The sequence below is a fragment of the Collinsella aerofaciens genome (genome assembly GCF_039752775.1).
Classification (GTDB): Bacteria; Actinomycetota; Coriobacteriia; order Coriobacteriales; family Coriobacteriaceae; genus Collinsella; species Collinsella aerofaciens_R.
The window spans coordinates 1-26,488 of record NZ_JBDMGT010000030.1 but is presented as its reverse complement, the minus strand read 5'-3'; the positions used below and the strand labels follow the sequence as shown (position 1 = coordinate 26,488).

The following is a 26,488-nucleotide window of genomic DNA, read 5'->3' as shown; positions in this document are numbered from 1 at the left end:
GGCCTGGCCCGGTTTTCACCATCGCACGCGGTGACCGAGCACCCATCCAACGCCCAAGTCAAAATACTCAGTACACTGAGTGATTTCACTCACTATACTGAGTATTTTCTCAATTTGCTCAGGCTAGTTAAACAGCGGTACCTTATCGAGCAGAAAATCCTCCACGGTGCACGCCCCGGCCGCCGCTCCTCCCACGACGATCCGCTTGGCTCGCGGATACTTTTTTAGGAGCGTCGACATGCCGCTCTGGCCGGACTCTCCACCGCTTTTGACCTCAATGGCGCTCAGTGCATCATCCCTTCGCAGCACAAAGTCGACCTCTTTGACGCCTTCACGCCACCACATAACCTCAAAACCCTCTTCCGGCGCGCGTGCAAGCAGTCGTGCACCCACTGCCGATTCCACCAAATGACCCCGCCGCGCCGAATCCTCCAGCCATTCTGCACGGCCCTTATCGCCGAGCGCCGTCATAAACGCCGTGTCATAAACCATGAGCCGCGGGGTGCTTCGGCGCTTTGCGAGCTCCTTGTCACTGAACTTGGGGATCGCCGTAACCAAACCGGCCTTGCCCAGCAGGTCCAAATACCCGGCGACCGTGACCGTGTTGCCGGCATCCTGCAGCTGGCCTACCATTTTTGAATACGAAAGCTCCTGTCCCGAATAGCTCGCCGCGAGCCAAAAGAGCGCGCGCATCAGCGCCGGTTTGCGGATATTCTCCAACGAGAGAACATCGCGCGAGATCGCCGGCTCGACGATCGCATCTCGGATATAGTTTCGCCAACGGGCGTCATCGGAAACCAGCGGCGCCGCACCCGGATATCCGCCGTGATAGAGATAGTCTTCAAAAGAAAAGTCAAAGGCCTCGCTGCACTCGCGATAGGACCAATGCGGCGACCGAATGAGCTCGTAACGGCCCATAAGGGATTCTTCCAAGCCCTTATGCAGCAGCAGCGACGACGATCCGGTCAACATGACCTTGAGCGGCGTCCCCTCCCGGCGATCCCGGTCGTACAATCCCTTGACGACCGTGGACCAACTCTGCACCTTTTGAATCTCATCAACAACGAAAACGGCCGGGGCCTTACCTCCAGACGTGAGGTTTCTTGCCTGTTGCCACTCGATTTGCAGCCAGCTGGCATCGGGATTCACAACATCGTCCGCATTGACCACGTGACAGGGCATGTCTACATGGTGCAACGCCTGCACGAACATGGTCGACTTTCCCGTTTGGCGGGGCCCGATTATAAATTGCATCAACGGATTATTCGTTTCCCGCATCCTTTGGGCTATCACGGCAACTTGATGGCGCTCAAACATGTCAATCTACCTCCTTGTTTCTTAAATACTCAGTATACTGAGTAAAATCACTCAGTATACTGAGTATTTTTTGAACCGGGAGATCGAACCCGCCAACTTAACTCCCTTCACCAGCGGGTTGCCGCCGCCCCTCCGCGAGTCGAGTTTCTGGCCCTTCGTGCTCACTCGATATATAAAAACTGCCATAGCCATATCGAAAAACCGGTATAGCCGGTCCCATCATCGAACCATTGCGAACTGATACGCATCTTATTGCTCATATTCAAGGCCCCGACGTCTCAAAAGGTATGCCGCGCGGCACTCGAAAACCGAACCCTCGATGCCGTGAACAGCGAGTGCCAAAACCCAGTGTCAAAACCTCCACTTGCATTCCCATGAGAAAATCAAAAGACAAGGCAGGAGGCTGAAAATGACCAGATACGGATACGCTCGCGTGAGCACGAAGGATCAGAAGCTAGATAGGCAAATCGAGGCGTTGGTCAACGCCGGCGTGCCCTATGGCCATATCTACAAAGACAAGGTCACGGGTGCCAAGGACGGCGACCGAACTCAGCAGAAGCGTCTGTTCAAGAAGATGAAGGCCGGCGATGAAGTGGTAGTCGAGTCCTGGGAGCGCCTAACCAGATCGACCAGGCAATTGCTGAACTACGACCTTATGTTCCGAAATCTCGGCGTGAAGCTAACTTCCTTGAAACAGCCGGTCGACCTCGATACCGCCTTCGGTCGATTCGTCCTCGGCACTCACGCCTGCACCGCCGAGCTCGAGCGCGACCTAATCAAGCAGCGCCAGGCCGAGGGTATCGCCGTCAAACGGAGCCACGGCGGCAACGTGGGTGGCAGGCCTCGCACTGCCGGCGTCAAAGCCGATGCTGCAGTAAGGCTCTATCTTGGAGGAGAGACTCCTATTCCCGATATTTGCGCTGCGACTGGCGTCTCCAAATCAACGCTGTACCGCATCCTTCGTGAACGCGGATTGGTGGGCGTCAGGAAATAAGTCCGTCTGCCGTTTCGCGATTTGCCTAATAGGCCCGAGTGCGGCGGCGTTACTATATAAGGGTGCGGTATTTCTCTAACCGAAAACCTGCGTGAACGCATGACTTGAGACGCCTTTTTAGAACTCACCGATCGCAGGAAAAAGACAACTCAACAGCGGCCGTGCATTGTTCCCAGCCATATGGCATGGCGGAGCCATGCCCGTTGTTGATTGGAGTGCCGCATCATGGCCGAAAACCAAGTCCAGTCCGAAAAGAAAATGACCAGCCTGAATGTCTCATCGGAGACCCGTGACGCCATAAAGGACATCAGCACGAGCCTTGGTCTCTCGCAGGCCGATACCGTCGCCCGCTTGGTCGATGGCTACCACCCTAACGCCACTCCCGGCGTGAAGGCTGCGCTCGACGCATCGGCCGTCCTCGATGAGGCGGTCGAGCGGGTCAAGCGCATCATCGTGGGCGCTGCCGAAGCTGCCGCGATGGAGGCTCGTGCTGCCCGCGAGGACGCCGACGCTGCCAAGAAAAGTGCAATGGAACAGATTCAGAGCATCAAATCTAATTGCGTCGAGCAGGTCGCCGCCATCAAAGAGAAATTCGAGCTGGATACTGCGAGCTTGGAGATTGAGAACGATGAGCTCCACGCCACCGCCGCCGATTACCTCTCGCAGCTCAAGAAGCTCGATTCCGAGAACAATCAGCTCTTGGCAGAATCAGCCGCAAAAGACGATCGAATTGAAAGCATGAGGGGTGCGGTCGACGCCGCGGCCAAGGCTCAGGCCGATCTCAACGTCTCCCTCCTCGCCCAGCGTGACCTGATGGCCGAGGTCGCCGCCCTCAAGGACCGCCTCGCCGCCTCCGAGCAGCGGGCGGCCGTGGCCGAGGCCAAGGTCGAGGTCATGACCCAGACGAGGGGCGTGTAGATATGTCCGACAAGCTAAGGCCGTCTCGCCGTGAGTTGATAACGGCAGGGCTAGTCGTCTTTTTGGTCACGCCACTCGTCTGGACTGTCATTGATGGTGCCGGCGCAAATCCGCTCACCATCAGCGGTGTCATCACCCGTCAAAATGCCGTCTGGGCTTCGCTTACGGCAGTTTCAGTGGTCATGCTCATTGGGGCTTGGCTGTTTGGCTGATGGCATTCAAAAACAATTAAGTTTGGAGTAATCGATGGAGCATCTCTCTGTTAAAAAGGCAATCAACCTAGCTCGGAACTTTGGGGCTGCGGGTGTTCTGGCAGCCGCCCTAGTTATGACCTCTGGGTGCAGCCAGGCAGACGATTATCAGACGGCAGTTCAGGTCGCCGATTCTGATAACGCGCAGGAAGACGGGGTTTACGGCAAGATGAAGTATTCAGTCACCGGCGTCGAGGTGCATGATTCCTCGACTGGCGATGGCGGGAAGGTTGCCGTTGTTCGCTGGCACGCCATTAACAACCGATCGGCAGATTCATGCGCTGTTGGTAGCTACATCACGGCTTATCAAAATAAGCAGATGCTATCTCGCGGGTTTGCTGCCGATTTGCAGGAAGATCACTTCTCTTCGCAAGGGCTTGCGCCGGGAGGCGAATGCGACGGTGTGTCGATTTTTGACCTCAACGACATGTCTCCCATCGAAGTGAAAGTCGACGGGATGGGTGCCGGGTCGAACTCCCTCGATCAGACTTTTGAATTGGAATAGTCCATATGGCGCCTAATTTCTAGAAACCTTCTAGAGCGCTTCTAGAAGGTTTCTAGAAGCGGGCGCAGCATCTTCGACCGACACGATGTCTCGGTAGATAAGGCGATGCCTGGCGTCACGCCACTCGTCGCCGTGGTAGTGGCCGAAGAACCAGGCGCGGCAGCCGAGTCGCCCGTCGAGCTCGCCAAGGAATCGTTGCAGCCGGTCGTCCAGATACTCGCGTTCGCGCTCCCGGCATAGTTGCTCTGCCAGGTCGGCAGGAGCCTCGTGAGTCACAACGTGGTCGACTTTCCAGCCCACGCGGTCGAGCGAGGCGCGGCAGTGCTCCATCTCTTCCTCGCTCGGCATCTCCTCGGGCCACCAGCTCCTCCCCTCCCTGCGATACTGCCTGTCGTTGCTCGCGGCACCGCCCATGGCAAGGACCGTGAGCCCGTCGATGTCGAACACCTCTCCGCGCATCAGGTGCAGCACGTGCGGTCGCACCTCATGGACGAGCCCGCCGTTCCACTCCCGTACCGGCAGATTAGCCAAGGCGTGATGGTTCTCATGGTTGCCGTCTACGAAACACGTGGTCCACGGCTTCGACTCGAACCAGTCGAGCCAGTATTTCTCGGCGTTGGATCCATCCCAGACAAAGCCGAAGTCGCCGGCCACGATCACCACGTCATCGCGCGTCAGGGTCCGGCCCAGCGGCCAAGACTTGGAGGTAAACCGGCTGGACCCGTACTCGGCCCTGCCGTGCACGTCGCCCGTCACATAGACCGTCATCAGTACGCACCCCACGGCAGGATTTTGTCCCCGAGCCCCACGATCCGGTCATACAGCACCGTGTGCCGTTCGTCCGGATTGCCGTCTCGGTGAAAATGTCCGTAATACCAGCGCTTGTAGTCCAGGCGGTCCTCGAGCTCGTCGAGGAATCCGGTCAACCGGTCCACATCAGGGCGTTCCCAGCCTGGGTCCGGGTAGAGCGTCGGCGAGAGCATGCGCGTGGCGCAGGTATGGGTGATGACGCAGTCGACCTTCCAGCCGACCTCGTCGAGCCTTGCCCGCGCGGTATCGAAATCGCGCTCGTCCGGGAGCTCCTGAGGCCACCAGCTGGAATACGGCACGCGGTATTCCCTGTCCACGCTCGTGGCACCGCCCATGGTGAAGATTGTCGAACCGTCGAGCTCAAAGACCTCGCCGCGCGTCAGGCGCCGAATAGACGAAGTATCCGACAGGCGTTGCGTCAGCCCGCCGTGCCACGGTTCCATGGGACGCTCCTCCCAGTGGTCGAAGCGCTCGTGGTTGCCGTCGACGAACAGTACCGTGTAGGGGCGCGACTCCAGCCAGGCGATGTCGGCGCATTCCTCGGCAGAGAAGTTCCATGGAAAGCCAAAGTCACCGGCGACGATGAGGTAGTCGTCGCTCGTCAGACTATCCCCAAGCTCCCAGTCGCGGAGCTTTTGCATGTCAAGCCCACTGTGGATGTCGCCTGTCACATAAGCCGTCATCGGATTGCCGCTTCCCTCTTGTACGCCGCCAGCTCGCGCTCGACCTGCCTGTCGCCGGTCTCGTTGACCCACCAGGGCCATTTCACCCGGCCGCACGGCTCGTCGACTCCGGCGAACCATTCCCTCAGCTCGTCGAGGCTCACCGGGGAGTGCCCGTTGGCATCGCAACCGACGTCGTAGCGCAGAAGGCCCTGCTTGCGGTTGAACTCGTTGTACGCGCCGCCGCTGCTGTGGATGTGCCCGTGGAGGTGCCACGATCCATGGCTCATGCCCTGCCAGTCGGCCATGGGGTAATGGCTCAGGACGATCTTCTGCCCGTCGATCTTGAGCACGCAGATCGGCGGCTCCACGGTGAACGCGCCCGCGACCGCCGGCTGGGTCCAGTCCTTGTCGTGGTTTCCCGGGACGAGGTGGATATGTCTGCAAGCGATCTGCTTGCGCAGCCCATAGGCGTCCTGGGCGGTCATCTTGAATGAGAAATCCCCTAGGATGTAGAGCTCGTCATCCACGGCAACCTTACCGTTGATGTTGTCGACGATGGCGTCGTTCATCTGCCAAATCGTCTCCCACGGGCGGTCGGTGAACTTCAGCACGTTCTCATGCCCGAAGTGGGTGTCGCTGGTGAACCAGATCATTCCATTGTCTCCTTGTCGCTAAAAACCGTTCTCCTTTGCGCAGTTGAGGAGACGTATTTTGAGCGACATGAGGCGTTCGAACCTCATGTTCTGTGCTCCAATCTGCCGGATTGTCCCAGCTAAAACTTCAAAACCTCGTGCGGGCAGAAAACCGTGTCCCGTTTGTGGGGTCATAGTATAGGCACTGTTAGAACTAATAGCCCAAATCCGTTGCCAACTAGCCACTATTAGCAACTATTAGGCCTTTTGGACAGTCGAACTGACTAATAGCCACTATTTGTTGGGCTGTTTTGCAACCACGAGCGCTGCCGTGGATTCTTGATACGGCGCATCGACAACAGCAATGTCAAACGGGTAGAATGGTGCCGACGGCAGCCCAAGTCGTAGGAAGCTGGGCAGAGCCGCTGCTTTGAAGAGTTAGGTCACCGCCTTAGCGACGGTGACCTTTCTTTTGGGCTTCGAACCCTGCTTGAGTGCCTTGGAAAGGCCGACGAGGGCCGTGAGGAGCGAGACCAGGGCGGTCAGGAGCTTCACGAACTCGGTGAAATCGGTCATGGGCATCACCTCCCATCGGATGGAGGGCTCTGCCCGGCACGAGGACTGCCGACAGCGCTGCTGATTCTAGCAGAGCGTCATTCTTCTTCGATCAATCCGTGCTCCACTCCCTCGCCGGAATCCAGTCTTTCCGCAGCTCGACGAAGGTGTTCTTGATTCCCGCGACCCCAAAACGGATCGTCTTCGCGCTCGTCACGGGCCTTGAGCTTGCCCCTGGCTCTCTCGACGGCCTCGCCAGTCGCTTGCCGCCGAACCTCATCCTTAACTTCCTCGCCGATCTCCCCAAATTCCAACGCCGGCCCGTTCTTGCTCACCGGTCCGTACATGCTCGGCCCTCCCCTGCTCGCGACCTGTTTTCCAGCCAAGACCGTACTCGCTATTGCTTCTAATAGCTTGAACAGCTCTTCATCCGGCCACTATTAGCAACTATTAGTCCAAATCCTCCAGCCCAGCAGCCAATAACCACCATTAGCCCAGCTAAACGACCAAAACAAATCGCCCAGTGCACAGAATCTGAACAGTCACGAGACGCGTTGAACTCAACATGCGCGGCCTGTCCCGCGTAGACAGTTACAGGGCCGGCAGCGTCGCCGGCCCTGTTGCCATTCAATCAGCCGCATAATATACAGGCAGGTCTCCCGAGTACTCCCGTCGCCCTAGTGCGCTGCCATTCAAAGCAACGAGTAACGCTTGGGCAAGAGGGCCCACCTTCACTCTTGGTGAATCACTCGCCGCCCCTGTGCCCTTTTCGGCAATTTCCTGTACCCCTTTTGGAAACTCGAGTGCCTATCTGGCCGAACGAAAAGATTTAGCGAATTTAGGTGTACCACTTTGTGTTAGTTTGTATTTTAGACAGTATTTGTGATACGCTTTGTTTCAATCAGTAGTGGTACGATTTCGTTTGTTTAACGAAGGAGGTAATTGTCTATGGCAGTGGCCGAGGAGAAGAAAAGAATCCAGGTTACTCTGCCTCTCGAAATTTGGCGTGATCTCGATAACTACGCGAAGAGTCGCGGTGTAGCTAAGTCGTCTATGGCGGCAATCGCTATCTCCGAGTTTTTGGAGCGTGTTAAAGAGCAAAAATAGATATGAAAAAAGCCCCCTACCGGCAAGTAAGAAGGGCTTTTTCCATGTTCAAATGTGGCTTTCTGGCCTGTTACCTGCAATCCTAGCACACGTATGCTTCGATTTGGGTCCCTATGTTGAAGTACTACCAAAATACTATGGCATCACTTCGACTGATGGCTAGATAGCCTCAACGAGAGGCTAGTTTATGAATACCAGAAATTTAAAACCGGATGTGGGCGGTGGCTATCCGTGGGACACGGATAGCCACCCGTCCGGTCCCGCAAACCCGTCTGGAATGGGGACGGCGTCCGATTTCGCGAATCAGGCCGTCACAGATGCCGCCATGGCCAATAGTGAGAGTCACCGCGAGGTACTTCGCCGGGCATCGGATGAATCGTCCCGTGTCGCCCACATGGTGCAGGATATGGTCAGCGAGAAGGTCGCGATCATCAAGCCGCCATGGATGCTCGAGCTCGGTTTGCCTAGACTTGACACCGATATCATGGGGCGGATTTGGTCGTTCCAGCGCAAGGACGTTTACAAATCCACCTGCTACATCAGCCTTGCCACCATGGCGGCGGACGTCAACTCGGATCGGTCGAACGTCAAGAAGAGAATCGATAAGCTCGTCGAACTTGGTCTTTTGATTAAGTCGCCGCGCGGGAACAATAAAACTGTTGAGTACCAGCTCGATATGACGGCGATCGCTAAGCGCAGACTCGAAGTCGAGGAGGGCAAGAAAAAGCAACGCGCCGAGAATTCGGCGAAACGCAAAGCTCAGTGGGACGCAAAGCATTCTGCCTAGTTTGAAGGGCTATGGGTTGTACGAACCCATAGCCCTATTTCTTTTCCTTACAAGCTATGGGTTAAAACAACCTACAGTATAGCTATGGGTTGTTTTAACCCATAGCTTGGCGAAAAATCATTTTATTGATAGGGGTTAAATAACGGTTCCTCAGCAAGACTATTGGTTAGAACAACCCATAGTCTTGCTGACAGAGATCGCGGACGCTTTTCCGTGACGGTATAGCTATGGGTTGAAAGAACCCATAGACAATTTAAGCCACTTTTTTAGCTATGGGTTAAACCAACCCACAGAAAGCGATCGAAAAATGCCAAAAAGTACCGGAATAGTTATTTCAACCCATAGTTTGAGCATGTGTTAACCGGAGTCAACTTATCAACTATGGGTTGTCTCACGAGACTATGGGTTGAAATAACCCATGCCAACTATGGGTTCAGTTAACCCATGCACTATGGGTTGAAATAACCACAACTATGGGTTGAAATAACCACAACTATGGGTTCATGCAACCCATCAAGTCTGACTAGAGTGAATAAGATTCACTTAGTCTGAACTCAAGGAGGAAACGGAGAAATCCACCAGAAAGCATTTAATGATCGAAGGATATACAAACAAGGAAATCCTTCGTCCTTGCCCTCCGTTCGGCTACGCCTCACTCCGCGTCACCTGCGGCTCCTTGGCGCTCGCTACGCTCGCACTCCGGTCGCCTTCGGCTCCCTGCGCGTCGGCTACGCCTCCTTGCCCTCCGCGCGCTTGCGCACGCTCCGCGTCGCCTGCGGCTCCTTGGCATGGCCTTCGGCCGAAAGTGTGGGGGCTCCGCCCCAACTCCCCGCCCACGTTCTCGCCAATCCCCGGCGCCGGCGTCGCCTTCGGCTCCCCGGGCGACCTATCGCACTCAGTCGCAACCCGTCCAATTCGGCAATGAGTGCCGAATCCGATTCCCGGTCGATCGGGATACCGGTATTCAGTCAACCTTGCACAGAATACCGCTAGAAGGTCACAGAATTGAAGATAAGACGTTCTATCGGTGGGATTCGACCGTTTTCTCATTGATAGATAAAACGGGGTCTTAAATCGGCTCTCAGTGGCTTAAAAAGAGACAGGGGCACCTTTCGATACCCCTGTCCTGATCCTCTTGGGCTTTCATTCTGCCACAACGTCAAGAACGTCACGCCGCCCTCTTCGTTAAAACCCCTTTTCGGCAAGGTACTCGTCAAACAACTCGCGAGCGATGTCCGATACGGACTTGTCCTCCTCGAGCGCGGCCTGCTTCAACCGCTTGCGGTAGCTCTCCGGAACGTACACAGACAGCTGTACAAGCCTCTCAGATGCCCCTTCGGCGCCTTTTTTGGGACGCCCGGCTTTCCGTACCTGCGGAGCCGGTTTCTGCGGCTCAGATGCGCTCTCAACGATTTTCTGCTGCCTCTCCTCGGCCTTCTCCGCGGCGACGTCGAAGTAGGAGGTCGATTTCTTGAACTTTCCGGCCATTACAGGACCTCCTCGATCTCGTCCAGGATGTTTTCGATTGCCAGGGCTGCCTTGCCGCTCTTCGCGATTTCGTACACGGGCTTGCCCAGGGCCGCGCCCTGCTTGAAGGCCGCTGCGGTCGGAACGGTGCCCAGCACGGGCAAGTCATCGGCTTCGAGTAGTTCGAGGAACTGGCGGTCGACCGTCTGGTTTGCCGCGAAGTTGTTGACGATGATTGCGAAGGACAAATCGGGATTGGCCTCGGTGATGACCTTGATCGTGCGTTTCATCGGCTTTAGGCCGAGGGTGCCTGGCTGGACCGGGATGATCGCGATGTCGGCGTTTTTCGCGTACGTGGCCGTCTCGTCACTCAGGAAACCCGGCGTGTCGATGACGTTTACGGCGTCCTCGTCGTCGAGCAGGTTCTTCTCGTGGTTCGCGCCGCCCTGAGGGTCGAGATTGCCGAATCCGACTTTGTGGCCGCGGCGCTCGAGACCCCAGGCGATCTCGTCGGCGAACGTCGTCTTACCGACGCCGCCCTTCTGATTGACTAGCAGGATGTTCGTCGCCATGTCCTCCCCTTTCTGAAATAGCATAGTCATATATTAGCACATTAACATGTGACTATATTAAGTAATTCTAAGTCGCAGTTAGAAATATATGAGCATGTTCAGTAATTAGTATAGTACTACGTTAACGTGCTCATGGCTATGGGTTGGTTTAACCTACAGTCATCAGATACGGTTACAAGGTCGCTGATTGCAAGACGGAGACCCTTCCGACCGCCGACGCGGCGAGTGGGAACGCAAGGGTAAAAACGCATCGTCGCTGAACCGATGAGTCAGTATTCTTTAGTTGGATGATGGATATTGAAATTAATTAGCGAGATAATGTGCATATCTCATAATGTATGCGTTGTACCATGAGAGAGGGGTCTGTCATGAGCTGGAAACCGAGAAAATGCGTTATCGCCGGTCTCGTGACAACCGGTCCTGACGGCGGCTTGTTTGCAACCGCAATGACATCGTACCGACTTTTCACTTGCATGTTCTGAAAGGCAGTTGCCATGCTGTCGCAAAATCAATCAAGATACTTGGTCACAATCGGCTTTGCCCTGCTTGCATTACTCTTTGCTAGCGACCTTTTGCTGAAACCGCCCAAGGAACTCGTTTCGCTTGCCATAGCCTGCATTTCCGCCCTTTACTTTACGGCAACCCTATTCGCCGGACTAAAGGAGAGGAAAAAAGGCGCAGTCGTTGCATCTGCCGTAGCCGTGGTCATAGCCATTGCCTCATTCTTTGTCTGACACATTGGTGATTTAGGGGCGATATCGTAGGAATACGACCGGGAGAGCCGGGACCATAGGCTCCGGTAAGAACCTTCGCCATGCCCCACGCATCGACCCCGATGATTTTCCCGCCGGACGCCCCGACGGCCACGGCCTCCGGCGTCCACGGGATCCCGTCGTCCGTGAGGCGGATGGGTGTGACGTTGCCGGCGTCCATCCGCCTCACGACCTCATCCCACTCATCGCGCCAGCCCGGCTTGAGCCATTTGATGACGGTCGGACGCGAGACGCCAAGGAGCACGGGCGCGGCTCGAGCTCTAATCCATGAGGTCCCAGCTTGTAATACGTGAACATATGACTACGTTAACATGGTCATGTATTACCGAGCGTTATATGCTGCGCCGGACCCGCCCGTCTGTTATCCTGGGGGCGACAGTTTCTTGCAAGGAGGCAGCCATGCTCCAGAGTGTCTTTGGATTCGATGGCCAGATCCATCTTGAGAACCAGGTCAGCAGCCAACGTTTCGACTTCACTACGGGCGAAGTGAAAACGGTCATTCCGACCGCTGGGAACATGAGCGCCGTCTTCGGCAAGGATGGCGTGGAGACGGAGATCAAGGTGGGGCAGATGCGCCAAACACTGGGCAAGCCTGGCTTCGATTGGCTGTTTAATAATCACTAACGATTGAGTTATTGCAGCATAATCGCAGCTGTAAATAGGTGACCATATGACCATGCTAATATGTGCGCACAGTTATATGGTCACAGTTGTAGATCGGTTGAATTTGCGGAAGGTTTTGCCCGAAGCATCCGGCACCGCCGGATTTTTTTGGAACAGCCTCTCGTTTGATTGCTTTCCTATCGTTTGCTCCCAGACTGGGCGTCTAAAAAGGGCGGCCGAAACCGGCCGCCCGCAAATAAATATTTATTTACCGAATGTAAGAGGAGAGGAACGATGCACATTACTCCCAGTGGCCGGCCACGTCCACGACCCAGTGCCTGCCGGTCGCCTGCTGCTCATAATGCCCCTGGTCCTCGCTGGTGGTGTAGGAGTCGTCGATTACGGAGCCACCGATACCGCCATTATCAACATCGTTATCGCACCACGACCATGCGGCGGCCTTGCTGTCAAACGGTCCGACTTTGGTTCCGCCATGGTTGACCCAGTAGCGCTCGTGTCGCACATATACCACGTTCGGGACCCAGACCTGGCCGTAGTCGGTTTCCCAGTGCCCCTGCTCGGCAACCCATTTCTTCTGGCTACCGCTGTTGGAAGAGGAATTATTGCTGCCGGAACCCTGTGAATTGCCGGAATTCTGCTTCGAGTCGGAGGAGTTTCCCTTGCTGTCAGACTTCGACGAGTCGGAAGACTTGTTATCCTCCTTCTTGGAGTCATCGGACTTCTGGTCCTTGCCGTCGGATTCTTTCTTCTCCTCGGTCTTGGTTCCAGAGGCTTGCGCCGCCTTTTCTTCGCTCGGCTTCTTTTTGTCTTTATTCTTTACCGCCGTAGCGGCCCTTTCCGTAGAGCCGCTTCCTTGCTTTGCAACGCTGGCACATCCAAGTTGAGGTGCCGAAAGGCACACCAGAAGCGCTACGATAATAGCCTTTGTTCTCACGCCGATCTCCCTGCCCATGAAACCGGGCGTTGGACACCAGCCGATATCCAACGCCCGGCTCGCTTTTACATCTGCTCGCGGCGCTTCTTTTGATCGAGGAAGACGCCGGCTGCCACGAGGACGGTACCGCCGATGACGAACGTCTCGCCGATGAGTCCCGCGCGGTCGCCGGTCTGGGCGAGGCTGCCGGGCTGGGCGGTATCCGTGCCGGCGAGATGCTTCGGGGTGTATGCCGCCTGCTGCTTTGCGACCTCCTCTGCCTCCTGTCGTGCGATCTCATCGGAAAGCTTCTGCTCCGCTGCGATGCGGTCGGACTTCGCCTGCTCGTAGGCGGCGAGTGTCGCATTGTAGCCGGGCTGGAGCTCGTCCACCGCGGCCTGCTTCTCGTCCAGGATGGCCTTGGCGGGCGCGACCTTGGCACGTGTCTCGACTGCTGCGGCGAAAAGCGCGTTGAGGGCGTCATCCGCGTTCACATCATGGCCGGAAGCGATCGCCGCGCCGGCATCGATGGAGTTCAGCTTCGACAGCTTGGCGTCTGCCTGCGCCTTCGCCTGTTCGGCGGCGGAGACCAGGGACTCGGCGGCGATGGTATCCGCCTTCGCGGCATCGAGCGCGGCCTTGGTGTCATTGACGGCCTTTACTGCATCCTGCTCGCGCTGCTGTGCCTCTGCGAGCTTCGCGGCAAGGCCGGTGAGAATGTCGAGGTTCGACTGTGCGTCATCGAGATCGGTCTGGGAGCCGGTAAGCCTGTCGGCGGCAACGCCGGTGTCGGTCTTTGCGGCATCGACGGCACGCTGGGCATCCGCGAGGGCGCGTGCGGTGGCGTCCGCCTTTTGCTCGGCGGCGGCGAGGACGGTCGCTTTCTCGGTCTGATCGGCTACCGCCGAGTCATGGACGCTCTTTGCTGTATCGAGCGCCTTCTTGGCGTCGGCGACGTCCTGGAAGAACTTCGCGAGGTCGGCGTTCGCATCGTCCACGCCCTGCTGCTTGGATGCGGTGTCCGCCTTGGCGGAGTCCAGCTTGGACTGTGCGGTCGTTACGGCTGCGTTGGCGGCATTAAAGGCGACCTGCTTCTGCTGGACGGTCGACTTTGCCGTATCGACTGCCGCGTTGGCGGCATCGAGGTCCGATTTCGCCGCATCAAGCTCGGTCTGGGCATCCGTGACGCCCTGCTGCTTGGCGGCGACATCAGCCTTGGTGGCATCGACGGCACGCTGGGCATCGGCAACACTCTGCTTTGCGGCATCGACACCTGCCTGTGCGGAATCCACCGCGACCTGCTTCTGCTGGACGGTTGTGGCGGCGCCGGCGGCTGCCTGCTTCTTGGATGCGAGATCGGCCTTGGCTGCGTCGAGTGCGCTCTTGGCGTTCTTGAGACCGTTGATATAGGAGGTCAGCTTCTGCTCGTACTCGTCGACGGAGATGGGGTTCATGTTCCAACCGGAGCCGGACCAGCCGGAGATCTCTGCGGTGTAGCACTGCGTCTGAAGCCCGGACATGGTGCCCTTGGTGCAGGTTGCCATTCCCATAACGGCGAGTTCGGGATTGATGATGTTCATGTAATGGCCGACGGTGCCGCTACTGCCGTTCTCCCAGTGGCAGTTGGCTGCAATCCAATGGTTGATTGCAACACCGTTCTTTGCATAGAAATCATAGGCATCCTTGCCGACAAGACCGGTGACTCCATAAAGGGCCTCCGTTGCCTTGTCGAAAAAGCCCTTCTCCTGCTCGATCCACTGCCCACTCGGATCGATTCCGTAATTCCATGCCAGGTTTTCGGCAAAATCATATTGACGGGCATGATCGAGCACGGTGTCGCTGTAGTTGGCATCTGCGATCGCACCGGCGATGAGCTTGTAGGTGACATGGAGCTCGGACAGGCCGACCGACTTGCGGTAGTCGTTGACGGACTTCATCCACTTGATCGCATTGAGCATATTGTCAAGAGACGTGGCGTCCTTGGAGTTGCCGACTTCGGTCTTTCCGGCATATTTGGCATTCAGGATGATGTTGACTGCGTCATTGGCACCCATGGCACGGAAGAAGCCGATGGCTCCCTGCTTGAGTTGCGCGCCGGCGGAATCGAGTTTTGCCTGTGCCTCGTCGACCTTCTGCTGCGCGGCGGTCACGGCGGCGTCTGCGGTATCCTTTGCGGCCTTGGCGTTCGCAAGCTCTACATCGGCGGCTGCCTTGGCGGACTCAGCGTCCTTGACAGCCTGCTTCGCTGCATCCAGCTTGGAGATGGCGTCGACGTTCGCCTGCTTGGCGGCATCGAGGTCGGCGTTCGCGGCATCGAGTGCGGACTGGGCGGCGTTCACACCGGATTCGGCATCGGCCGCGGCCTGCTGCTTTACGGAGAGGGACGCCTGGGCATCATTCAGGTCGGCCTGTGCCGTTGCCGCAGCGGACTGTACCTGCTCGAGCTCGGACTCGCACTGAGACTGTGCCGCTTGTGCGGCAGCGAGGGCTGCCTCTGCGTCCGCGACCTTCTGTTTTGCCGCATCGTACTCCGGACCGCTGGCGCCTGCCTCCGCTGCGGCGAGGTCGGCTTTCGCCTGCTCATAGGCGGCGCTGGCTGCTGCGGCCTTCGCATCCGCCGCGTCCTTGTTCTGCTTGGCTGCGACAAGGACGGCATCGGCGGAATCCTTTGCAGACTGGGTCACAACCAGCTTGGACTGGGCATCGGCAAGCGTCGCGTTGGCGTTGTCGAGTTCGGCCTGTGCCCTGCTCACGGCATCCGTGGCGTCGCGCACGGCCTGCTCGGCGGTACGGATAGCCTCCGGGGTGGCGCCTACGGCATCGGCCTTGGCTTTATCGAGGGCGTCCTGAGCGTCCTGGGCCGCCTTGATGGCGGACTGGTACGCTTCGTCCTTCTCGGACGCATCTGCCTTGGCGTCTGCGAGACCCGCCTTCGCCTGCTCGAGGTCCTTGCCGGCGGCATCGGCGGCGTCCTTGCCCTCTGCGACCTGACGGGCGTACTCGTCCATTGCCGCTCGGTCGGCTGCCGTGCCGGCACTGACTGCCGAATCGTAGGATGCCTTAGCCTGGTCGCGGGCGGAAGCCGCCTCGTTGTAGGGACCGGCGGCCTCATCGTAGGCTGCCTTGGCGGCGTCCTCCTTCGCCTTCGCCTCGTCGACCGCCTTCTGCAGATCCGCGATGGTCTGTGCGACGGATTTCGCGCCGGTACCGGATGCCGCGCCGGCGTGGGCGGCGATCGGCGACATCACGGCGGGGTGCTGTGTGCCCCCGTCACCGGTCTGGGCGAATGCCGTGAACGGTGAGATGAGGCTCGATCCGGTCATGGCGGCCATGGTCGCCGCGGTGACGGTCAGACGCGCGATCCCCTTCGGAGTGTGAATCTTTTTGCTTGGCAGTGCGGCGAAGTGATCGCCACCGGCAGCGAAATGCTTTCCCTGAGTCATTGTGCTGTTCCATTCCTTTTCCGTGCCCTATCCGACTGGGCATCAGAGTGCTTTCCAATAGAGATAATTATGCGCCTCAACTGTGATTGTTGTATATAGTCCATTGGCATAAATACAACAATCCATGACTCTTTTTGTCATGGATACGAAGACGCTTCAGAAATCATTCGGCTTGAGATGTAAAGAGCTCCGCGCTGGACTCGGGTGCAGCCAGGAGCAGTTTGCCAATTTGATTGAAATGGATCGTTCCTACTACGCGAGCATTGAAGTCGGGCGGCGTAATGTTAGCCTCTCAAATCTCAAGAAGATTGCCGACGGATTTCAAATCAGCATTGCTGAACTCATGAGAGGCGTCAGCTAAATTTATCCGTCTCATAGTTCACAGTGGGTCTCGTTGATTAGTGCCTTAAGAAAATGGAAATCGTCCCAACGAACCATCGTCAATCGTCCCAATAAATTACCGTCAATCGTCCCAATAAGTAATCGTTATTTGTCCCAACGACGCAGATAGACGCTATAATTTCAAATGAATGATTGGAGGGAAAGCCGATGGATAGGTATATAGGACGTTGTGTTGACTGCTTGGTCGAGCGCGACCTTGGCATTTTTGGTGCAGTGCTCATTCAGGGGCCGAAATGGTGTGGAAAGACAACGACAGCTCAGAGATTTGCCGAGTCATCGTTATCTCTCTCCGACCCATCTGGCGGTTTTGCGGCCCTCCAACTCGCTCGTCTCGATCCGGCCCAAGCAATTGTCGGACCGACCCCGAGGCTTGTCGACGAATGGCAGGAAGAACCGAAGCTATGGGATGCCGTGCGATTCGAATGCGATGTCAGGGGAGGGGAGCCAGGACAGTTCATTCTCACCGGATCTGCGACGCCGCGAGCCGAGAACCAGCCGATGCACAGCGGTGTGGGTCGAATCGCCCGTTTGCGGATGGATACCATGACGCTTTTCGAGCTCGGTATTTCGTCGGGAGCGGTCTCGCTTGGTGCGCTGCTCGATGGCGATTCCGTTGCGGCGTCACTCGGATCCATCGCCGGTATCGCCGGTATCGCGGATTTGCTCTGCCGCGGCGGTTGGCCCCAAGCGGTCGGTAAGACAACTGCCGACGCAATGCGGATAGCCGCCGCCTATATTGACGGTGTTTGCGAGTCTGACGTTTCGAGGGCGGATGGAGTGAAACGTGACCCGGTTAAGGTAAGGGCCTTGCTCTCGTCGCTTGCACGCAATGAATCAACTCTTGCCGGCATGAGGTCCATCGAAAGGGATTTGGGTGTTGACGTCTCAAAGAATACGATTACCGGCTACATGGACGCGCTGCGCCGTATCAATATCGTCGACGATGTCCCCGCGTGGCATCCGGCTCTCAGGTCGCCGGTGAAGTTGCGGCAGGGCGCGAAGCGGCACCTTGCGGACTCATCGCTCGCCGTCGCCCTCATCGGTGCGGATCCGGAGTCGTTGTCATCCGATCCGAAGACCCTTGGCTTGCTCTTCGAATCCCTTGTGCTGCACGATCTCAAGGTTTACGCGGCGGCCAGCGATGCGACCGTATCTCACTACCACGACGCTGACGACCTAGAGGTCGACGCGATTGTCCATCGTCGTGACGGCTTGTGGGTTGCCGTTGAGGTTAAGCTCGGGAGCCCCCAAGTCCCAGAGGCAGTGGAAAATCTGCTTCGACTTGAGCGAAAGCTGGTCGATCGCGGGGAGAGGCCGCCTGCGGCGAAACTCATCGTCATCGGGTTTGGTATGCCGGCTCACGTAACTAGCGAAGGCATCGTTGTTGCTCCGGTCGATACGCTCGGAATCTAAATTATTGTTATTTGCATTTCCAGAAATCCTCTATCTAGACGCCTCCTAGAGGATTTCTGGAAACAACCGGTATTTTGATCTGGGCTACGAAAGGTTACGGGTCCAGATTCCGTGCTGCGTGGAGCCGGTGATCTTGTATCCGTGGCGGTCGATTCACGCCGCAAGCCTGTCCCAGTCGATGCGTTTCCAGTTGCCGCACGGCGCGTGGTTCACGATGAGCCCGCCGGCGACCATGAGCGCGTGGTTGCGTGCCTTGCGCACCTCGCGCGCGAGCGCCCTCTTCTTGTCCGAAATCTGGACCTCTGCCTGCTTCTTCTTGCATTGAAGCCTGAACCAGGTTCAGCTGGCATGGTTAAAAACGGGGGCGACGCTTTTGCGTCGCCCCTCGTCCCAGCCGGTTGCTTTAGTTGTACACACGGTAGTTACACTTGAACTGGGTTATGTGTCCATAGTGGGAGCCGTACCAACCCGATGTATAGCTGATTGCATTTGCGCCTAGATATTCGTATCTCTTGTTGTAGCGAAGCTCACGGTAGGTCGTGTCGTACTCTGCTACGTAAAACGCGTCTCCAGAGAAGGCTTTGTACCGGTCCTTAACCGTCGAGCTCATGTACGCAGGCTCGACATCGCCTTTCTTTCCGTTGAGCGCATAGACGGGTGCCGCGATTCCGCATAAAGCCGTTGCCACGAGGATGGCGTAGACAGCCATGCGCGACGCATTGGGCTTCAGCTGTTCAAATAGTTTCATGTCATTCACCTCCTTCGTATGTATCGAGGTATTCCTGCTTGAGTGTTTGCGAGGACGACTCGATCTTTTCCACGAGCGTGCCGGCCTCGATGAAGTAGAACGAGTCGGTGAGGTCTGCCAGGTCGTCGAGCAGATGGCTTGAGATGAGCACGCTGCGGCCCCGTGTCACTTCGCTGCGCATCGCGTCGCAGGAGGTTTTTCGTTTTCCCGGATCGAGGCCGTTCAGCGGTTCATCGAGGATGAGGTACGGGCAATCGGTCGCTATCGCCATGGCAAGCTTTACCTGCTGCTTCATTCCTGTCGAGAGTTTACGGGCCGGCTTGTCGAGATATGGGGAGATTCCGAGGGAGTTGCAGAGCGAGTCGATGTCGGCGGCCGATTTCCACGCCTCCCTAACGAAAGAGAGGTGCTCGAGGGCCGATAGCGTGGGGTAGAGATCCGCGCCGCCCGAAGAGCTCAGGTAGACGAGTTCTGCGAATTCGGCTGATCGACGTTGGCAGATTCCGTCTGCCGCCAGGCTTCCCGAGCGGATGCGGGTGGGAAATTGGCCCGACAGCGCTTCAAGAAGGGTGGTTTTCCCCGAGCCGTTGGGAGCAACGAGGCCCGCCGCCGTTCCCGGGCTCAGGAAAAGCGACCCGATTGAAAGTATCGTCGTGCTTCCGTATCCCACGCTCGCGTCCAGAAGCTCGAGCCCATGGTGCTTTTTCGCGGGTCCAGGCTGTTTGGGGGAACGTGCCGCAACGGCGCCGACCGCAAAAAGGACCGCGACGTATATCAGTGCCACGGCAAGCATCGATGCGCTGCCTGAACCGGAGCCAATGAATTCCGTCGGGAAGCATCCCACGTAGCCCGTTGCCTCGATAGGCGAGAACACGGCCAGCGGCAGGAGCCCGAGCACGGCATTATGCTCCAGCGCCGAATCGGACAATAACGGGAATGCCGGGGCCGCGACAAGCAGCGCGGAGGCAAGGGGGCCCGCGAAGACGCGCCTCGTTGCGGTCGATAGGACGACGGAGCAAACGGATATCAAGGTTCCGCCCGCAAGCAGCGCGAGAAGCAGGGTCGTGAAGACGTTTCCCGCGGTCGTGGTGGTAAGCGCGCCGTCATGGAAGAAGGCGATCGGGTACCCAATTTGCCCGAAGCCGTTTAGGGCCAAGGCGTAAATGCCCCCGGGTGCGAGGCCGGCGAGGAGCATCGCGGTCCCCGCGGCGATTATCGAAAACACGATCTGAATAAGGCGCCGGAATTTGGGCACGGGCGCCTTTGCCGCCAGGGTCGCAGGCCTTGTGGCGCCGAGCACGAGTATCGACGAGAGAAGGAAGGGGATGAAGGGAAGGAAAGACGGCGCCGTGGCAACGGCGTAAGGCAGGAAGGAAAGGAATGGCAGGTCGCTTGCGGAGGCCGGGATATCCGTGATGCCGGAGCTGCTCAGGGCACGGCAATATGCGAGCGCCGCGTCATTGGTCTCTCGGTCTCCCACGATGGACCCGGATTGGAAGCCTTCGCCCATGAGCGCGTAGTAGCTCTCGGCAGAATCGAGAAAGGCGGCGTCGGTTTGAGCGGCAAGGGCGGCGTTCGCGTATCTTGCAAGCTCCGCGTCATTTTGCTGCTCTGGAGATAGGTCTGTGCCGCTGGCCTGGGGCGCGCGCGTATTGAATGCGTCGACAAAGCCCTGCATGCCCTGCTTCATAAAGAAGGGTCCGTAGATGGGTGAATTGAACGCAATGGGGACGGAAAAGGCTGCAGCGAGAACGAGCGTACAAATCCATACGGCCCTGTCTCTTAGGATTAGTTTGAGAAGAAGTCGACAGTACATTCAGAAGCACCTACATTTCTCAAAACATCGTTAGATTAATAATGACAGACCGAATGAAGATGCGTGCGACGGGGGCGAGGCGAATGGCTGAACGGTATCGATATGCGGGTTCAACGGCATTATATTGGCCACATAGATTATCAAAACCGTCGTAAAACCCCTGGTTTCAACTACGGGGAGTGTCAACGGTATTCACTTTTTCAGCAATGCCGTATTTACGTAATGTCGTTATTACATAGTTCTGTGGAATAGCAGAACAATTGAACATTGAACTAATCGCGCCTGAAAATTTTCCGCAAGTGTCGTGCGCCGCCGTACAAAGCCCGGCGGCGCACTAGGGCTCTGCCCTAAAAACCCGGCGCCCTTGGCGGCGTTAAAAAGTGACGCAATAACGTTGTTACGTTATTGCGTTATTACACAGTTCGGCAGTCACACTTTTACATTGTTGCGGCATGACACAGTTACGCAATGTCTCCGGTGCGTCTCGGTAAAAGGTTCGCTACCGGACAGCCACCGGACACCGAGGCGATCTAAGCGCGGCGATGGTTTGCCGTGAAATGTGCTGTGAGATGAAAAATCTCGCAAGAGACGCGAACTTGTACCTCCATCGTAAATGTAGCCACAAGTTCGCAGCCGTTGGCTCTTGCCAGGGCTCCGCCCTTGGACCTGGGTCGGTAAGTTGACTGCGACTGCATCGGTTGATTGATGGCAGTTGGAATCGACGCCGTAGTTTTTAAATCTGTTATGAAGCGTGAAACTCAAAAACTCATCGTATTGATTTTCATTTGATTCGAAACGCCCGCGCAAAAGTCGAAACGGCTCGCGCGGGCGTTTCGGTTTTTCGTTTCGCATCTCAACTCGCGTCAAAACAAAACGCGAGCTTTGAAAATCGATAGCGACCGAAGGTCGCGATCATAGGCGGCTTGACCGCCGCATGAAAATCGAATCGCCATTCGAACCGTAATGCGATTCGCGGTACCTTTCGACAATCCAACAACGCTACGAGTCTCACTAAAGACTCTCCGCGTCATTGAAATGTCGAAAGCTGCCTCAACTTTTTCGCAAGCGTATCGAAAAACGATTCGATAAAGTCGAATGTTTGCGTCGCGGGCGCCGCAAACCCGCTCCGCTCTCGCTACAGCGAATCTCTAACACTCAGCATCCTTCGCGTTAAAAATTCACTTTCGCTCACGGTCTTCACGCAGTTACAACGCCGCGAGGCCTCTCGCTTGGAATGAGGCCTCTCATTCCACGTCTACACTGCGTTTCGCCCAATCCCCGTTCCGGAGATTGCAAGATGACTGTGGGTGGCACTTTTGTGGGCCTATTCGTCCCAAAAACACCACACCACAAATCTTGCTTATCGCCTCTCACGGCGATAAGGTTTATTCGAAGTTGAAACTTCGCGCGAAAGAATCGTGGAGTCGATTCTTCATTTTTGGAACGACGCCAGCCGTTCCTCAAGGAAAGCGAATCGCATAGCAGGTTTTGATCGGAGGCCTCTCCGATCGCTGATTCGTTTCCGGAGGAATCATGAGCAGGCTTCGCCCGCACACCGTCAAAGCATCTCTTTCCGATGAAGAGAAGAAAGCCATCGCTTCAATTGCAAAACGCCATAAGTTAAGCGAAGCCGAACTTATACGGTTTGTTTTATGCAACATCAACGAGTTTGATATTGATTTCGGTTCTGCAGAAAACGTCGACCAGAAATCTCGATCTGAAGAGATTCACATCAAGGTTTCTCCAGCAGAGAAAAAGAAAATCGAAAGCAACGCGAACTCGCTCGGTGTAACCGTCAGTTCATACGCCCGCCGCGTTCTTATCAGTGGGAAAGTCGAAAAGATAGATTTCGATCGCGGAGGTGCCGAGAAAATTTATCACGAACTTTTGAAGCAGGGCACAAACCTCAATCAGCTCATGCATTTCATAAATGCTAACGGACTTCCCTCTTATAACGAGATAGCGGTTTTCAGAACCGTTGACCACGTTACGAAAAGCGCGGATCTCGCTTTTCGATTCCTGAAAACTCTTGAGCGTCGTTATTTCATCGAAGGTGGCGAAACGAAATGACGGTTATCAAGCAGAAGAGCGTTTCGAGCGATCGGTACGCAAAGAATGTCCGTAAGTACATCAACGGAAAACATGCCTTGGCCCGTGACGGTTGGAACATCGAATGCGACAAGTATTGGTTTTCTAAAATGGCGATGACCAGAAAGGTTTTTCATCACGACAAACCTTCGAGAGCCGGTGCCAAGAACGTGACTATCCTTCACCAGATTCTCGCGTTCCTGCCCGAAGAATGTTCGTGCAACGGCGGTAAGATGACTCCGGAAAAATGCATGTCGTACGCGAAAGAATGGGTCGCCCAGCATTATCAAAATCAGCAAGTTATCTTTGCGTTGCATGAAGAAAGCGATAAAGCTGGCAAACGTTATGCCGTCCACATGGCGATAAATCGAACCGATTTGCTGACGGGTAAACGCTGCGACACCGGTGGCCGTCGAGGCAAATACAAGCGCGCTTCATGGGTTCGTGAACTTGATGACAAATGGAACCTCGTCCAACTTGAGAAGGGAAAGAAGAATTCGAAGATTCGTGAGCGCCAACCTCGCGAGATCGAAAAGGAAATCATCGACCGCGACGAATACAGTTACAAAAACAATCTGCGCGAGCTGATCCATATCGCAATTGACGAAGGTCGCGTAAAGAACATGGAGCAGTTCAAAAAACTACTTGCATCGTGGGGCGTAGACATTTTCATCAAGAACAATCGAGTCTATGCGACAGATCTAGATATCAAAGAAGCCGGCAATCCGAAGTGCACTTTCAATCTGACTCGACTCGACGGACGTTTCGCGGTCAAACAACTTGAAGCGGCGTTCGAAAAGAACGTGCTGGAAGCCGAGCGAGCATTGCCGTACGAGAAGCGCTGTGAGATTTACATTCAACGTCTTAAGAAGGCGTACTCGGCGTGGGTCGAACAAGCGAAAGCGAGCAAGGGCGTCGCCTACAATTCATTCCCCAAATTCATCGCACCGAAGTGCGATGAGGACCTGCTCGAAGATCCGGCGGTTCGCGATGAGCTTCTTGCGCGTCGCGGTTACGCAAGGGAGATTCGCAACCGCTATGCCGGCGCCGTTCCCGATGCCGACGATGACCGCGTTCGTGCTGCCGGCCAGGCGCACGGCGGTAGCGACGCGCCTCACTATCGGTCCGATCGCACTGTCGATCGTGGCGATTACACGCGCGGCGACTCGGCGTGCTCGCCTTTTTTGCCAATAGTTCCAGCGAAGAGCGGTGGAACTATTGGCGCTAATAGTTCGGAATTTCCTCTAATTACAAACTATTAAGAGTTATTAGTTACAGATTCACTAATAGTCAGCTATTGGCGGCACCGCAAAGAGCCATACCGTAGTACCAATGTATTAAGTTTTCGCAGGTAGATAGCTAAAAATTTGATAACCCGCCCGCCGTTAAGACGGGCGGGCGTGCTATCATCGAGGTTGTTCCAGCGGTGGTACCAACACCGTGGAACCGCGTAGAGTGAGGTACCAACTCAACATCTACACCGTCAGACGCTTAAACCACAAGCCATCTGACAACTCCATTTTATCCAGACCCGCAGGTCAGGACAACACGGAGAAGTAGATAAGAGAAAAAACGGAACCTCCTCACCGGGAGGTTTTTTCATATCGACCGGGCGTGTGACATATGCCGTTCCCGGTCGGCCAGGCCCCAGGGCCTGCGAAAAAGGTAGCGTTTTGCTCGAATAATCGGTGACTGAGCTGTACAGGTCTGCCGTCCCGTCTCCACGAGGAGACTTCGACGAGGGTAGTGCCTTCCCTGTGACCCCTGCGCTGCCTCGGCCCATAAGGGCGGGGACGGCGTGCCAGGATCCGAGCGCTCGTCCTGCTGCAATACTGCAGGAAAGTAGGTTAAAAGCTGAAGAGCAGGAGTCGGTGGGATATCCACGCGGCGACGCGTGTGTTTGGCGGTGAGTAGCCGCAACGTCAAGCAAGGAGGACTGCGGTAGGCGTGCAGCCGTGACGGACTTTGTGCCCCACCCTGGGCCCTGTCATGTAGAGGGGCATCGGTGAGGACGGCCGATGCGTTAAACGAATGGTCCGGATACATGGCGGAGCCATGTGGAGACCCGCGAGATCGTCGAGCAAAAGGCCAAGGGGCGGGTGAGGTCTTCCCAGCTACATGCTGGTTTCGAAGATTTAGGGAGGGTCCACGACTGTGCCCAAATCTGTGGATACTCCACCACCTAACAATTCAACCCGCAAGCCAATCAGACCTCGCGGGCAGTCTTATAAACAAGCAAGCCCTTAGCGCGAGGCGTACCAGCTGTCAGCCCTCAGCGCCGGCGTCGCTTCGCTCCCCGGGCGGACAAGAACATCTGGCTGTAACACCTACAATTCGGCAAGGACGCCGAATCCGTTTTTGGTTGTAGTCGAAAATGTACAAAGAGATATATAAATCAGCGAGCTTCGCGAGCGGATCATAGGTGCCGTTAGGCACCGCATCAAAAGCGATTCGCAATCATTTCGGAATGCATCTAGAAATGTTCTAGAGCTTTTCTGGAAAAACGCACGAGAAAGGGCCGAGCCGAAGTGTCTGGCCGGACGCCAATTGTCCGGGAACTGCTTCGTTTCGACCCTCTTCTACTTTACTTCCATGGCCATGCAGCGGTCTAGTACTCCTTGATCGGATGCTTCTTACCGAAACCACCGTCGATGCCGAAGTGGCAGAGCATGTCGATGGCGCGAAGATGCTCGTCGATGGCAGTTGCAATCTGGGCGTCGATCTCGCTGTCATGGTCGTCAAGGGTGCGGACCGCACTGTCTGCGACCATGAAGGCCTTGATGGTTTGGTTGAACTGAGCCTTGAAAGCATCAACCTTCTCAACGGCGGCAGCTCGGTCTGCCATCTCGCGTTCGAGTCGTTGAACGATTTCCTGTGCGTCGCTCATGGCTATTCCTTTCCTCGCGGGTGTTTTACCTAATATATCGCCCCGCGCGGACATGATTCTCACCCGGTGGTATCAAATTTCACAAAACTGCAGGTAGGCGGCTTAACAGGATTCGATTTACGGGACGTTTAGCCAAAGGTTGGTGTGGATGCCAGCAGCACCCCTTTTTCGGGCCGTAAATCGCATCTGGTGAGGTCGATTTTTCGGCAATGCCGCCGCCCACCGCGTGCGGCCTGTTTGGCACCGTGAACGGCTAATTGTTCCACATAGCCATACGCATGACGTCATCCATTGAGTAGCGGGCGTCGTCATCCTCATCCAAGGCTTTGCCATAAGCCTCGATGTCCGCCATGTCCTCGACTTTTTCGAGTGCCGCCCTTCTCACGAACTCGGAAAAGGGCACGCCTGCGGCGTCCGCATGAACCTGAATCAAAGCCATTTCACCCTCATCAAACATGACCGCAATTTCGCACATTGAGCGCTCCAATCAATGCTGGCATCGAACTTTACTGGTACATATCTTATTGTTCATATTCAACAGTCCCAAAACGTATGCGGGAACCGCGGTACCGTCAGAAAATGCAGGAGGAAATTTGACGGTCCCGTTAATAGATTTTGTGACAAGGGCATGACAGGGGGACAGGTCATTCGTCAGGTTTCTGGCAGACGATATGAGCGGGACATGGAAAATGGAAGCCCCTCCTGTATGCATATCCGCTGGTAAGGCCTGGCCCGGTTTTCACCATCGCACGCGGTGACCGAGCACCCATCCAACGCCCAAGTCAAAATACTCAGTACACT

Annotated in this window: 26 protein-coding genes; 12 read left to right on the top strand and 14 right to left on the bottom strand. The window is 56.2% G+C overall.

The features are described 5' to 3' along the window. Positions 1 to 123: 123 nt before the first annotated feature. A complete protein-coding gene (locus tag ABHR63_RS08235) occupies positions 124 to 1,317 on the bottom strand; it encodes an ATP-binding protein (protein ID WP_227790521.1) in 1,194 nt (397 codons plus the stop codon). A 409-nt stretch (positions 1,318 to 1,726) separates the two neighbouring features. Here ABHR63_RS08235 and ABHR63_RS08230 point away from each other — a divergent pair, with 409 nt between their 5' ends. From ABHR63_RS08230 to ABHR63_RS08215, 4 genes are all read left to right on the top strand, one after another. Further along, positions 1,727 to 2,311, top strand: coding sequence for a recombinase family protein (locus ABHR63_RS08230; RefSeq protein ID WP_195241086.1), 585 nt, complete (start codon positions 1,727 to 1,729; stop codon positions 2,309 to 2,311). A gap of 225 nt (positions 2,312 to 2,536) precedes the next feature. Further along, entirely contained in the window at positions 2,537 to 3,229 is a 693-nt protein-coding gene (locus ABHR63_RS08225; protein WP_195241085.1) for a hypothetical protein, read from the top strand. A 2-nt stretch (positions 3,230 to 3,231) separates the two neighbouring features. Further along, entirely contained in the window at positions 3,232 to 3,441 is a 210-nt protein-coding gene (locus ABHR63_RS08220; RefSeq protein WP_195241084.1) for a hypothetical protein, read from the top strand. A 34-nt stretch (positions 3,442 to 3,475) separates the two neighbouring features. Next, positions 3,476 to 3,985 (top strand): DUF5067 domain-containing protein, encoded by a 510-nt coding sequence (locus tag ABHR63_RS08215; RefSeq protein WP_195241083.1) that lies wholly within the window; start codon positions 3,476 to 3,478, stop codon positions 3,983 to 3,985. 30 nt (positions 3,986 to 4,015) lie between these two features. On the opposite strand, the gene ABHR63_RS08210 is transcribed toward ABHR63_RS08215, so the two are convergent. From ABHR63_RS08210 to ABHR63_RS08190, 5 genes are all read right to left on the bottom strand, one after another. Continuing rightward, positions 4,016 to 4,753, bottom strand: coding sequence for a metallophosphoesterase (locus ABHR63_RS08210; RefSeq protein WP_195241092.1), 738 nt, complete (start codon positions 4,751 to 4,753; stop codon positions 4,016 to 4,018). Continuing rightward, positions 4,753 to 5,478 (bottom strand): metallophosphoesterase family protein, encoded by a 726-nt coding sequence (locus ABHR63_RS08205; RefSeq protein ID WP_195241082.1) that lies wholly within the window; start codon positions 5,476 to 5,478, stop codon positions 4,753 to 4,755. Before ABHR63_RS08205 ends, ABHR63_RS08210 begins: the two co-directional genes overlap by 1 nt. Next, a complete protein-coding gene (locus tag ABHR63_RS08200) occupies positions 5,475 to 6,113 on the bottom strand; it encodes a hypothetical protein (RefSeq protein WP_195241081.1) in 639 nt (212 codons plus the stop codon). Before ABHR63_RS08200 ends, ABHR63_RS08205 begins: the two co-directional genes overlap by 4 nt. Positions 6,114 to 6,530: 417 nt before the next feature. Continuing rightward, positions 6,531 to 6,668: a hypothetical protein gene (locus tag ABHR63_RS08195; RefSeq protein ID WP_195241080.1), complete on the bottom strand. Its 138-nt coding sequence runs from the start codon at positions 6,666 to 6,668 to the stop codon at positions 6,531 to 6,533. A gap of 77 nt (positions 6,669 to 6,745) precedes the next feature. Continuing rightward, positions 6,746 to 6,994 carry a hypothetical protein gene (locus ABHR63_RS08190; RefSeq protein ID WP_155086624.1) on the bottom strand — a complete coding sequence of 83 codons (249 nt, stop codon included), beginning with the start codon at positions 6,992 to 6,994 and terminating at the stop codon, positions 6,746 to 6,748. A gap of 601 nt (positions 6,995 to 7,595) precedes the next feature. Here ABHR63_RS08190 and ABHR63_RS08185 point away from each other — a divergent pair. Both ABHR63_RS08185 and ABHR63_RS08180 read left to right on the top strand, forming a co-directional pair. Then, positions 7,596 to 7,754: a ribbon-helix-helix domain-containing protein gene (locus ABHR63_RS08185; protein WP_195241079.1), complete on the top strand. Its 159-nt coding sequence runs from the start codon at positions 7,596 to 7,598 to the stop codon at positions 7,752 to 7,754. A 187-nt stretch (positions 7,755 to 7,941) separates the two neighbouring features. Continuing rightward, positions 7,942 to 8,541 (top strand): helix-turn-helix domain-containing protein, encoded by a 600-nt coding sequence (locus tag ABHR63_RS08180; protein WP_271732109.1) that lies wholly within the window; start codon positions 7,942 to 7,944, stop codon positions 8,539 to 8,541. Between the two features lie 1,185 nt (positions 8,542 to 9,726). Here the strand turns inward: ABHR63_RS08180 and ABHR63_RS08175 are convergent. Then, the gene (locus ABHR63_RS08175; RefSeq protein ID WP_195241077.1) at positions 9,727 to 10,029 is read right to left on the bottom strand and encodes a ribbon-helix-helix protein, CopG family; all 303 of its coding nucleotides are present in this window, start codon (positions 10,027 to 10,029) and stop codon (positions 9,727 to 9,729) included. Continuing rightward, complete coding sequence (locus ABHR63_RS08170) at positions 10,029 to 10,580, bottom strand: ParA family protein (RefSeq protein WP_195241076.1); 552 nt, start codon at positions 10,578 to 10,580, stop codon at positions 10,029 to 10,031. The genes ABHR63_RS08175 and ABHR63_RS08170 overlap by 1 nt, the downstream gene beginning before the upstream one ends. Before the next feature lie 494 nt (positions 10,581 to 11,074). On the opposite strand from ABHR63_RS08170, the gene ABHR63_RS08165 reads away from it, so the two are divergent. Both ABHR63_RS08165 and ABHR63_RS08160 read left to right on the top strand, forming a co-directional pair. Beyond that, positions 11,075 to 11,314 carry a hypothetical protein gene (locus ABHR63_RS08165; RefSeq protein WP_346965302.1) on the top strand — a complete coding sequence of 80 codons (240 nt, stop codon included), beginning with the start codon at positions 11,075 to 11,077 and terminating at the stop codon, positions 11,312 to 11,314. Positions 11,315 to 11,752: 438 nt separating this feature from the next. Beyond that, on the top strand, positions 11,753 to 11,977 hold the full coding sequence (locus ABHR63_RS08160) for a hypothetical protein (RefSeq protein ID WP_195241072.1): 225 nt from the start codon (positions 11,753 to 11,755) through the stop codon (positions 11,975 to 11,977). A gap of 280 nt (positions 11,978 to 12,257) precedes the next feature. Here the strand turns inward: ABHR63_RS08160 and ABHR63_RS08155 are convergent, their stop codons facing one another. Further along, entirely contained in the window at positions 12,258 to 12,911 is a 654-nt protein-coding gene (locus ABHR63_RS08155) for a hypothetical protein (RefSeq protein ID WP_346965958.1), read from the bottom strand. A 65-nt stretch (positions 12,912 to 12,976) separates the two neighbouring features. After that, the gene (locus tag ABHR63_RS08150; protein WP_346965299.1) at positions 12,977 to 16,333 is read right to left on the bottom strand and encodes a coiled-coil domain-containing protein; all 3,357 of its coding nucleotides are present in this window, start codon (positions 16,331 to 16,333) and stop codon (positions 12,977 to 12,979) included. A 124-nt stretch (positions 16,334 to 16,457) separates the two neighbouring features. On the opposite strand from ABHR63_RS08150, the gene ABHR63_RS08145 reads away from it, so the two are divergent. Together ABHR63_RS08145 and ABHR63_RS08140 are read left to right on the top strand one after the other, a co-directional pair. Then, positions 16,458 to 16,694, top strand: a complete 237-nt coding sequence (locus ABHR63_RS08145; RefSeq protein WP_271740840.1) for a helix-turn-helix domain-containing protein — start codon at positions 16,458 to 16,460, stop codon at positions 16,692 to 16,694. A 188-nt stretch (positions 16,695 to 16,882) separates the two neighbouring features. Beyond that, complete coding sequence (locus ABHR63_RS08140) at positions 16,883 to 18,148, top strand: ATP-binding protein (RefSeq protein WP_346965300.1); 1,266 nt, start codon at positions 16,883 to 16,885, stop codon at positions 18,146 to 18,148. 403 nt (positions 18,149 to 18,551) lie between these two features. Here the strand turns inward: ABHR63_RS08140 and ABHR63_RS08135 are convergent, their stop codons facing one another. Together ABHR63_RS08135 and ABHR63_RS08130 are read right to left on the bottom strand one after the other, a co-directional pair. Further along, positions 18,552 to 18,896 carry a hypothetical protein gene (locus tag ABHR63_RS08135; protein WP_075843399.1) on the bottom strand — a complete coding sequence of 115 codons (345 nt, stop codon included), beginning with the start codon at positions 18,894 to 18,896 and terminating at the stop codon, positions 18,552 to 18,554. Position 18,897: 1 nt separating this feature from the next. Beyond that, positions 18,898 to 20,586, bottom strand: coding sequence for an ABC transporter ATP-binding protein (locus tag ABHR63_RS08130; protein ID WP_271740839.1), 1,689 nt, complete (start codon positions 20,584 to 20,586; stop codon positions 18,898 to 18,900). Between the two features lie 1,659 nt (positions 20,587 to 22,245). Between ABHR63_RS08130 and ABHR63_RS08125 the strand changes: the two genes are divergently transcribed. Together ABHR63_RS08125 and ABHR63_RS08120 are read left to right on the top strand one after the other, a co-directional pair. Further along, on the top strand, positions 22,246 to 22,782 hold the full coding sequence (locus tag ABHR63_RS08125) for a plasmid mobilization protein (protein WP_195241091.1): 537 nt from the start codon (positions 22,246 to 22,248) through the stop codon (positions 22,780 to 22,782). Next, positions 22,779 to 24,062, top strand: coding sequence for a relaxase/mobilization nuclease domain-containing protein (locus ABHR63_RS08120; RefSeq protein WP_346965301.1), 1,284 nt, complete (start codon positions 22,779 to 22,781; stop codon positions 24,060 to 24,062). The genes ABHR63_RS08125 and ABHR63_RS08120 overlap by 4 nt, the downstream gene beginning before the upstream one ends. A 1,346-nt stretch (positions 24,063 to 25,408) precedes the next feature. Here the strand turns inward: ABHR63_RS08120 and ABHR63_RS08115 are convergent. After that, the gene (locus tag ABHR63_RS08115) at positions 25,409 to 25,687 is read right to left on the bottom strand and encodes a hypothetical protein (RefSeq protein ID WP_195241089.1); all 279 of its coding nucleotides are present in this window, start codon (positions 25,685 to 25,687) and stop codon (positions 25,409 to 25,411) included. Between the two features lie 253 nt (positions 25,688 to 25,940). Further along, complete coding sequence (gene relB, locus ABHR63_RS08110; RefSeq protein ID WP_195241088.1) at positions 25,941 to 26,162, bottom strand: type II toxin-antitoxin system RelB family antitoxin; 222 nt, start codon at positions 26,160 to 26,162, stop codon at positions 25,941 to 25,943. Positions 26,163 to 26,488: the final 326 nt, after the last annotated feature.

What these genes read in the sequence shown, in the direction of transcription:
- ABHR63_RS08235 (WP_227790521.1), bottom strand. Translation starts at nt 1,317, where the DNA reads ATGTTTGAGCGCCATCAAGTTGCCGTGATAGCCCAAAGGATGCGGGAA.
- ABHR63_RS08230 (WP_195241086.1), top strand. Translation starts at nt 1,727, where the DNA reads ATGACCAGATACGGATACGCTCGCGTGAGCACGAAGGATCAGAAGCTA.
- ABHR63_RS08225 (WP_195241085.1), top strand. Translation starts at nt 2,537, where the DNA reads ATGGCCGAAAACCAAGTCCAGTCCGAAAAGAAAATGACCAGCCTGAAT.
- ABHR63_RS08220 (WP_195241084.1), top strand. Translation starts at nt 3,232, where the DNA reads ATGTCCGACAAGCTAAGGCCGTCTCGCCGTGAGTTGATAACGGCAGGG.
- ABHR63_RS08215 (WP_195241083.1), top strand. Translation starts at nt 3,476, where the DNA reads ATGGAGCATCTCTCTGTTAAAAAGGCAATCAACCTAGCTCGGAACTTT.
- ABHR63_RS08210 (WP_195241092.1), bottom strand. Translation starts at nt 4,753, where the DNA reads ATGACGGTCTATGTGACGGGCGACGTGCACGGCAGGGCCGAGTACGGG.
- ABHR63_RS08205 (WP_195241082.1), bottom strand. Translation starts at nt 5,478, where the DNA reads ATGACGGCTTATGTGACAGGCGACATCCACAGTGGGCTTGACATGCAA.
- ABHR63_RS08200 (WP_195241081.1), bottom strand. Translation starts at nt 6,113, where the DNA reads ATGATCTGGTTCACCAGCGACACCCACTTCGGGCATGAGAACGTGCTG.
- ABHR63_RS08195 (WP_195241080.1), bottom strand. Translation starts at nt 6,668, where the DNA reads ATGACCGATTTCACCGAGTTCGTGAAGCTCCTGACCGCCCTGGTCTCG.
- ABHR63_RS08190 (WP_155086624.1), bottom strand. Translation starts at nt 6,994, where the DNA reads ATGTACGGACCGGTGAGCAAGAACGGGCCGGCGTTGGAATTTGGGGAG.
- ABHR63_RS08185 (WP_195241079.1), top strand. Translation starts at nt 7,596, where the DNA reads ATGGCAGTGGCCGAGGAGAAGAAAAGAATCCAGGTTACTCTGCCTCTC.
- ABHR63_RS08180 (WP_271732109.1), top strand. Translation starts at nt 7,942, where the DNA reads ATGAATACCAGAAATTTAAAACCGGATGTGGGCGGTGGCTATCCGTGG.
- ABHR63_RS08175 (WP_195241077.1), bottom strand. Translation starts at nt 10,029, where the DNA reads ATGGCCGGAAAGTTCAAGAAATCGACCTCCTACTTCGACGTCGCCGCG.
- ABHR63_RS08170 (WP_195241076.1), bottom strand. Translation starts at nt 10,580, where the DNA reads ATGGCGACGAACATCCTGCTAGTCAATCAGAAGGGCGGCGTCGGTAAG.
- ABHR63_RS08165 (WP_346965302.1), top strand. Translation starts at nt 11,075, where the DNA reads ATGCTGTCGCAAAATCAATCAAGATACTTGGTCACAATCGGCTTTGCC.
- ABHR63_RS08160 (WP_195241072.1), top strand. Translation starts at nt 11,753, where the DNA reads ATGCTCCAGAGTGTCTTTGGATTCGATGGCCAGATCCATCTTGAGAAC.
- ABHR63_RS08150 (WP_346965299.1), bottom strand. Translation starts at nt 16,333, where the DNA reads ATGACTCAGGGAAAGCATTTCGCTGCCGGTGGCGATCACTTCGCCGCA.
- ABHR63_RS08145 (WP_271740840.1), top strand. Translation starts at nt 16,458, where the DNA reads ATGACTCTTTTTGTCATGGATACGAAGACGCTTCAGAAATCATTCGGC.
- ABHR63_RS08140 (WP_346965300.1), top strand. Translation starts at nt 16,883, where the DNA reads ATGGATAGGTATATAGGACGTTGTGTTGACTGCTTGGTCGAGCGCGAC.
- ABHR63_RS08135 (WP_075843399.1), bottom strand. Translation starts at nt 18,896, where the DNA reads ATGAAACTATTTGAACAGCTGAAGCCCAATGCGTCGCGCATGGCTGTC.
- ABHR63_RS08130 (WP_271740839.1), bottom strand. Translation starts at nt 20,586, where the DNA reads ATGAAGCAGGGCATGCAGGGCTTTGTCGACGCATTCAATACGCGCGCG.
- ABHR63_RS08125 (WP_195241091.1), top strand. Translation starts at nt 22,246, where the DNA reads ATGAGCAGGCTTCGCCCGCACACCGTCAAAGCATCTCTTTCCGATGAA.
- ABHR63_RS08120 (WP_346965301.1), top strand. Translation starts at nt 22,779, where the DNA reads ATGACGGTTATCAAGCAGAAGAGCGTTTCGAGCGATCGGTACGCAAAG.
- ABHR63_RS08115 (WP_195241089.1), bottom strand. Translation starts at nt 25,687, where the DNA reads ATGAGCGACGCACAGGAAATCGTTCAACGACTCGAACGCGAGATGGCA.
- relB (WP_195241088.1), bottom strand. Translation starts at nt 26,162, where the DNA reads ATGTGCGAAATTGCGGTCATGTTTGATGAGGGTGAAATGGCTTTGATT.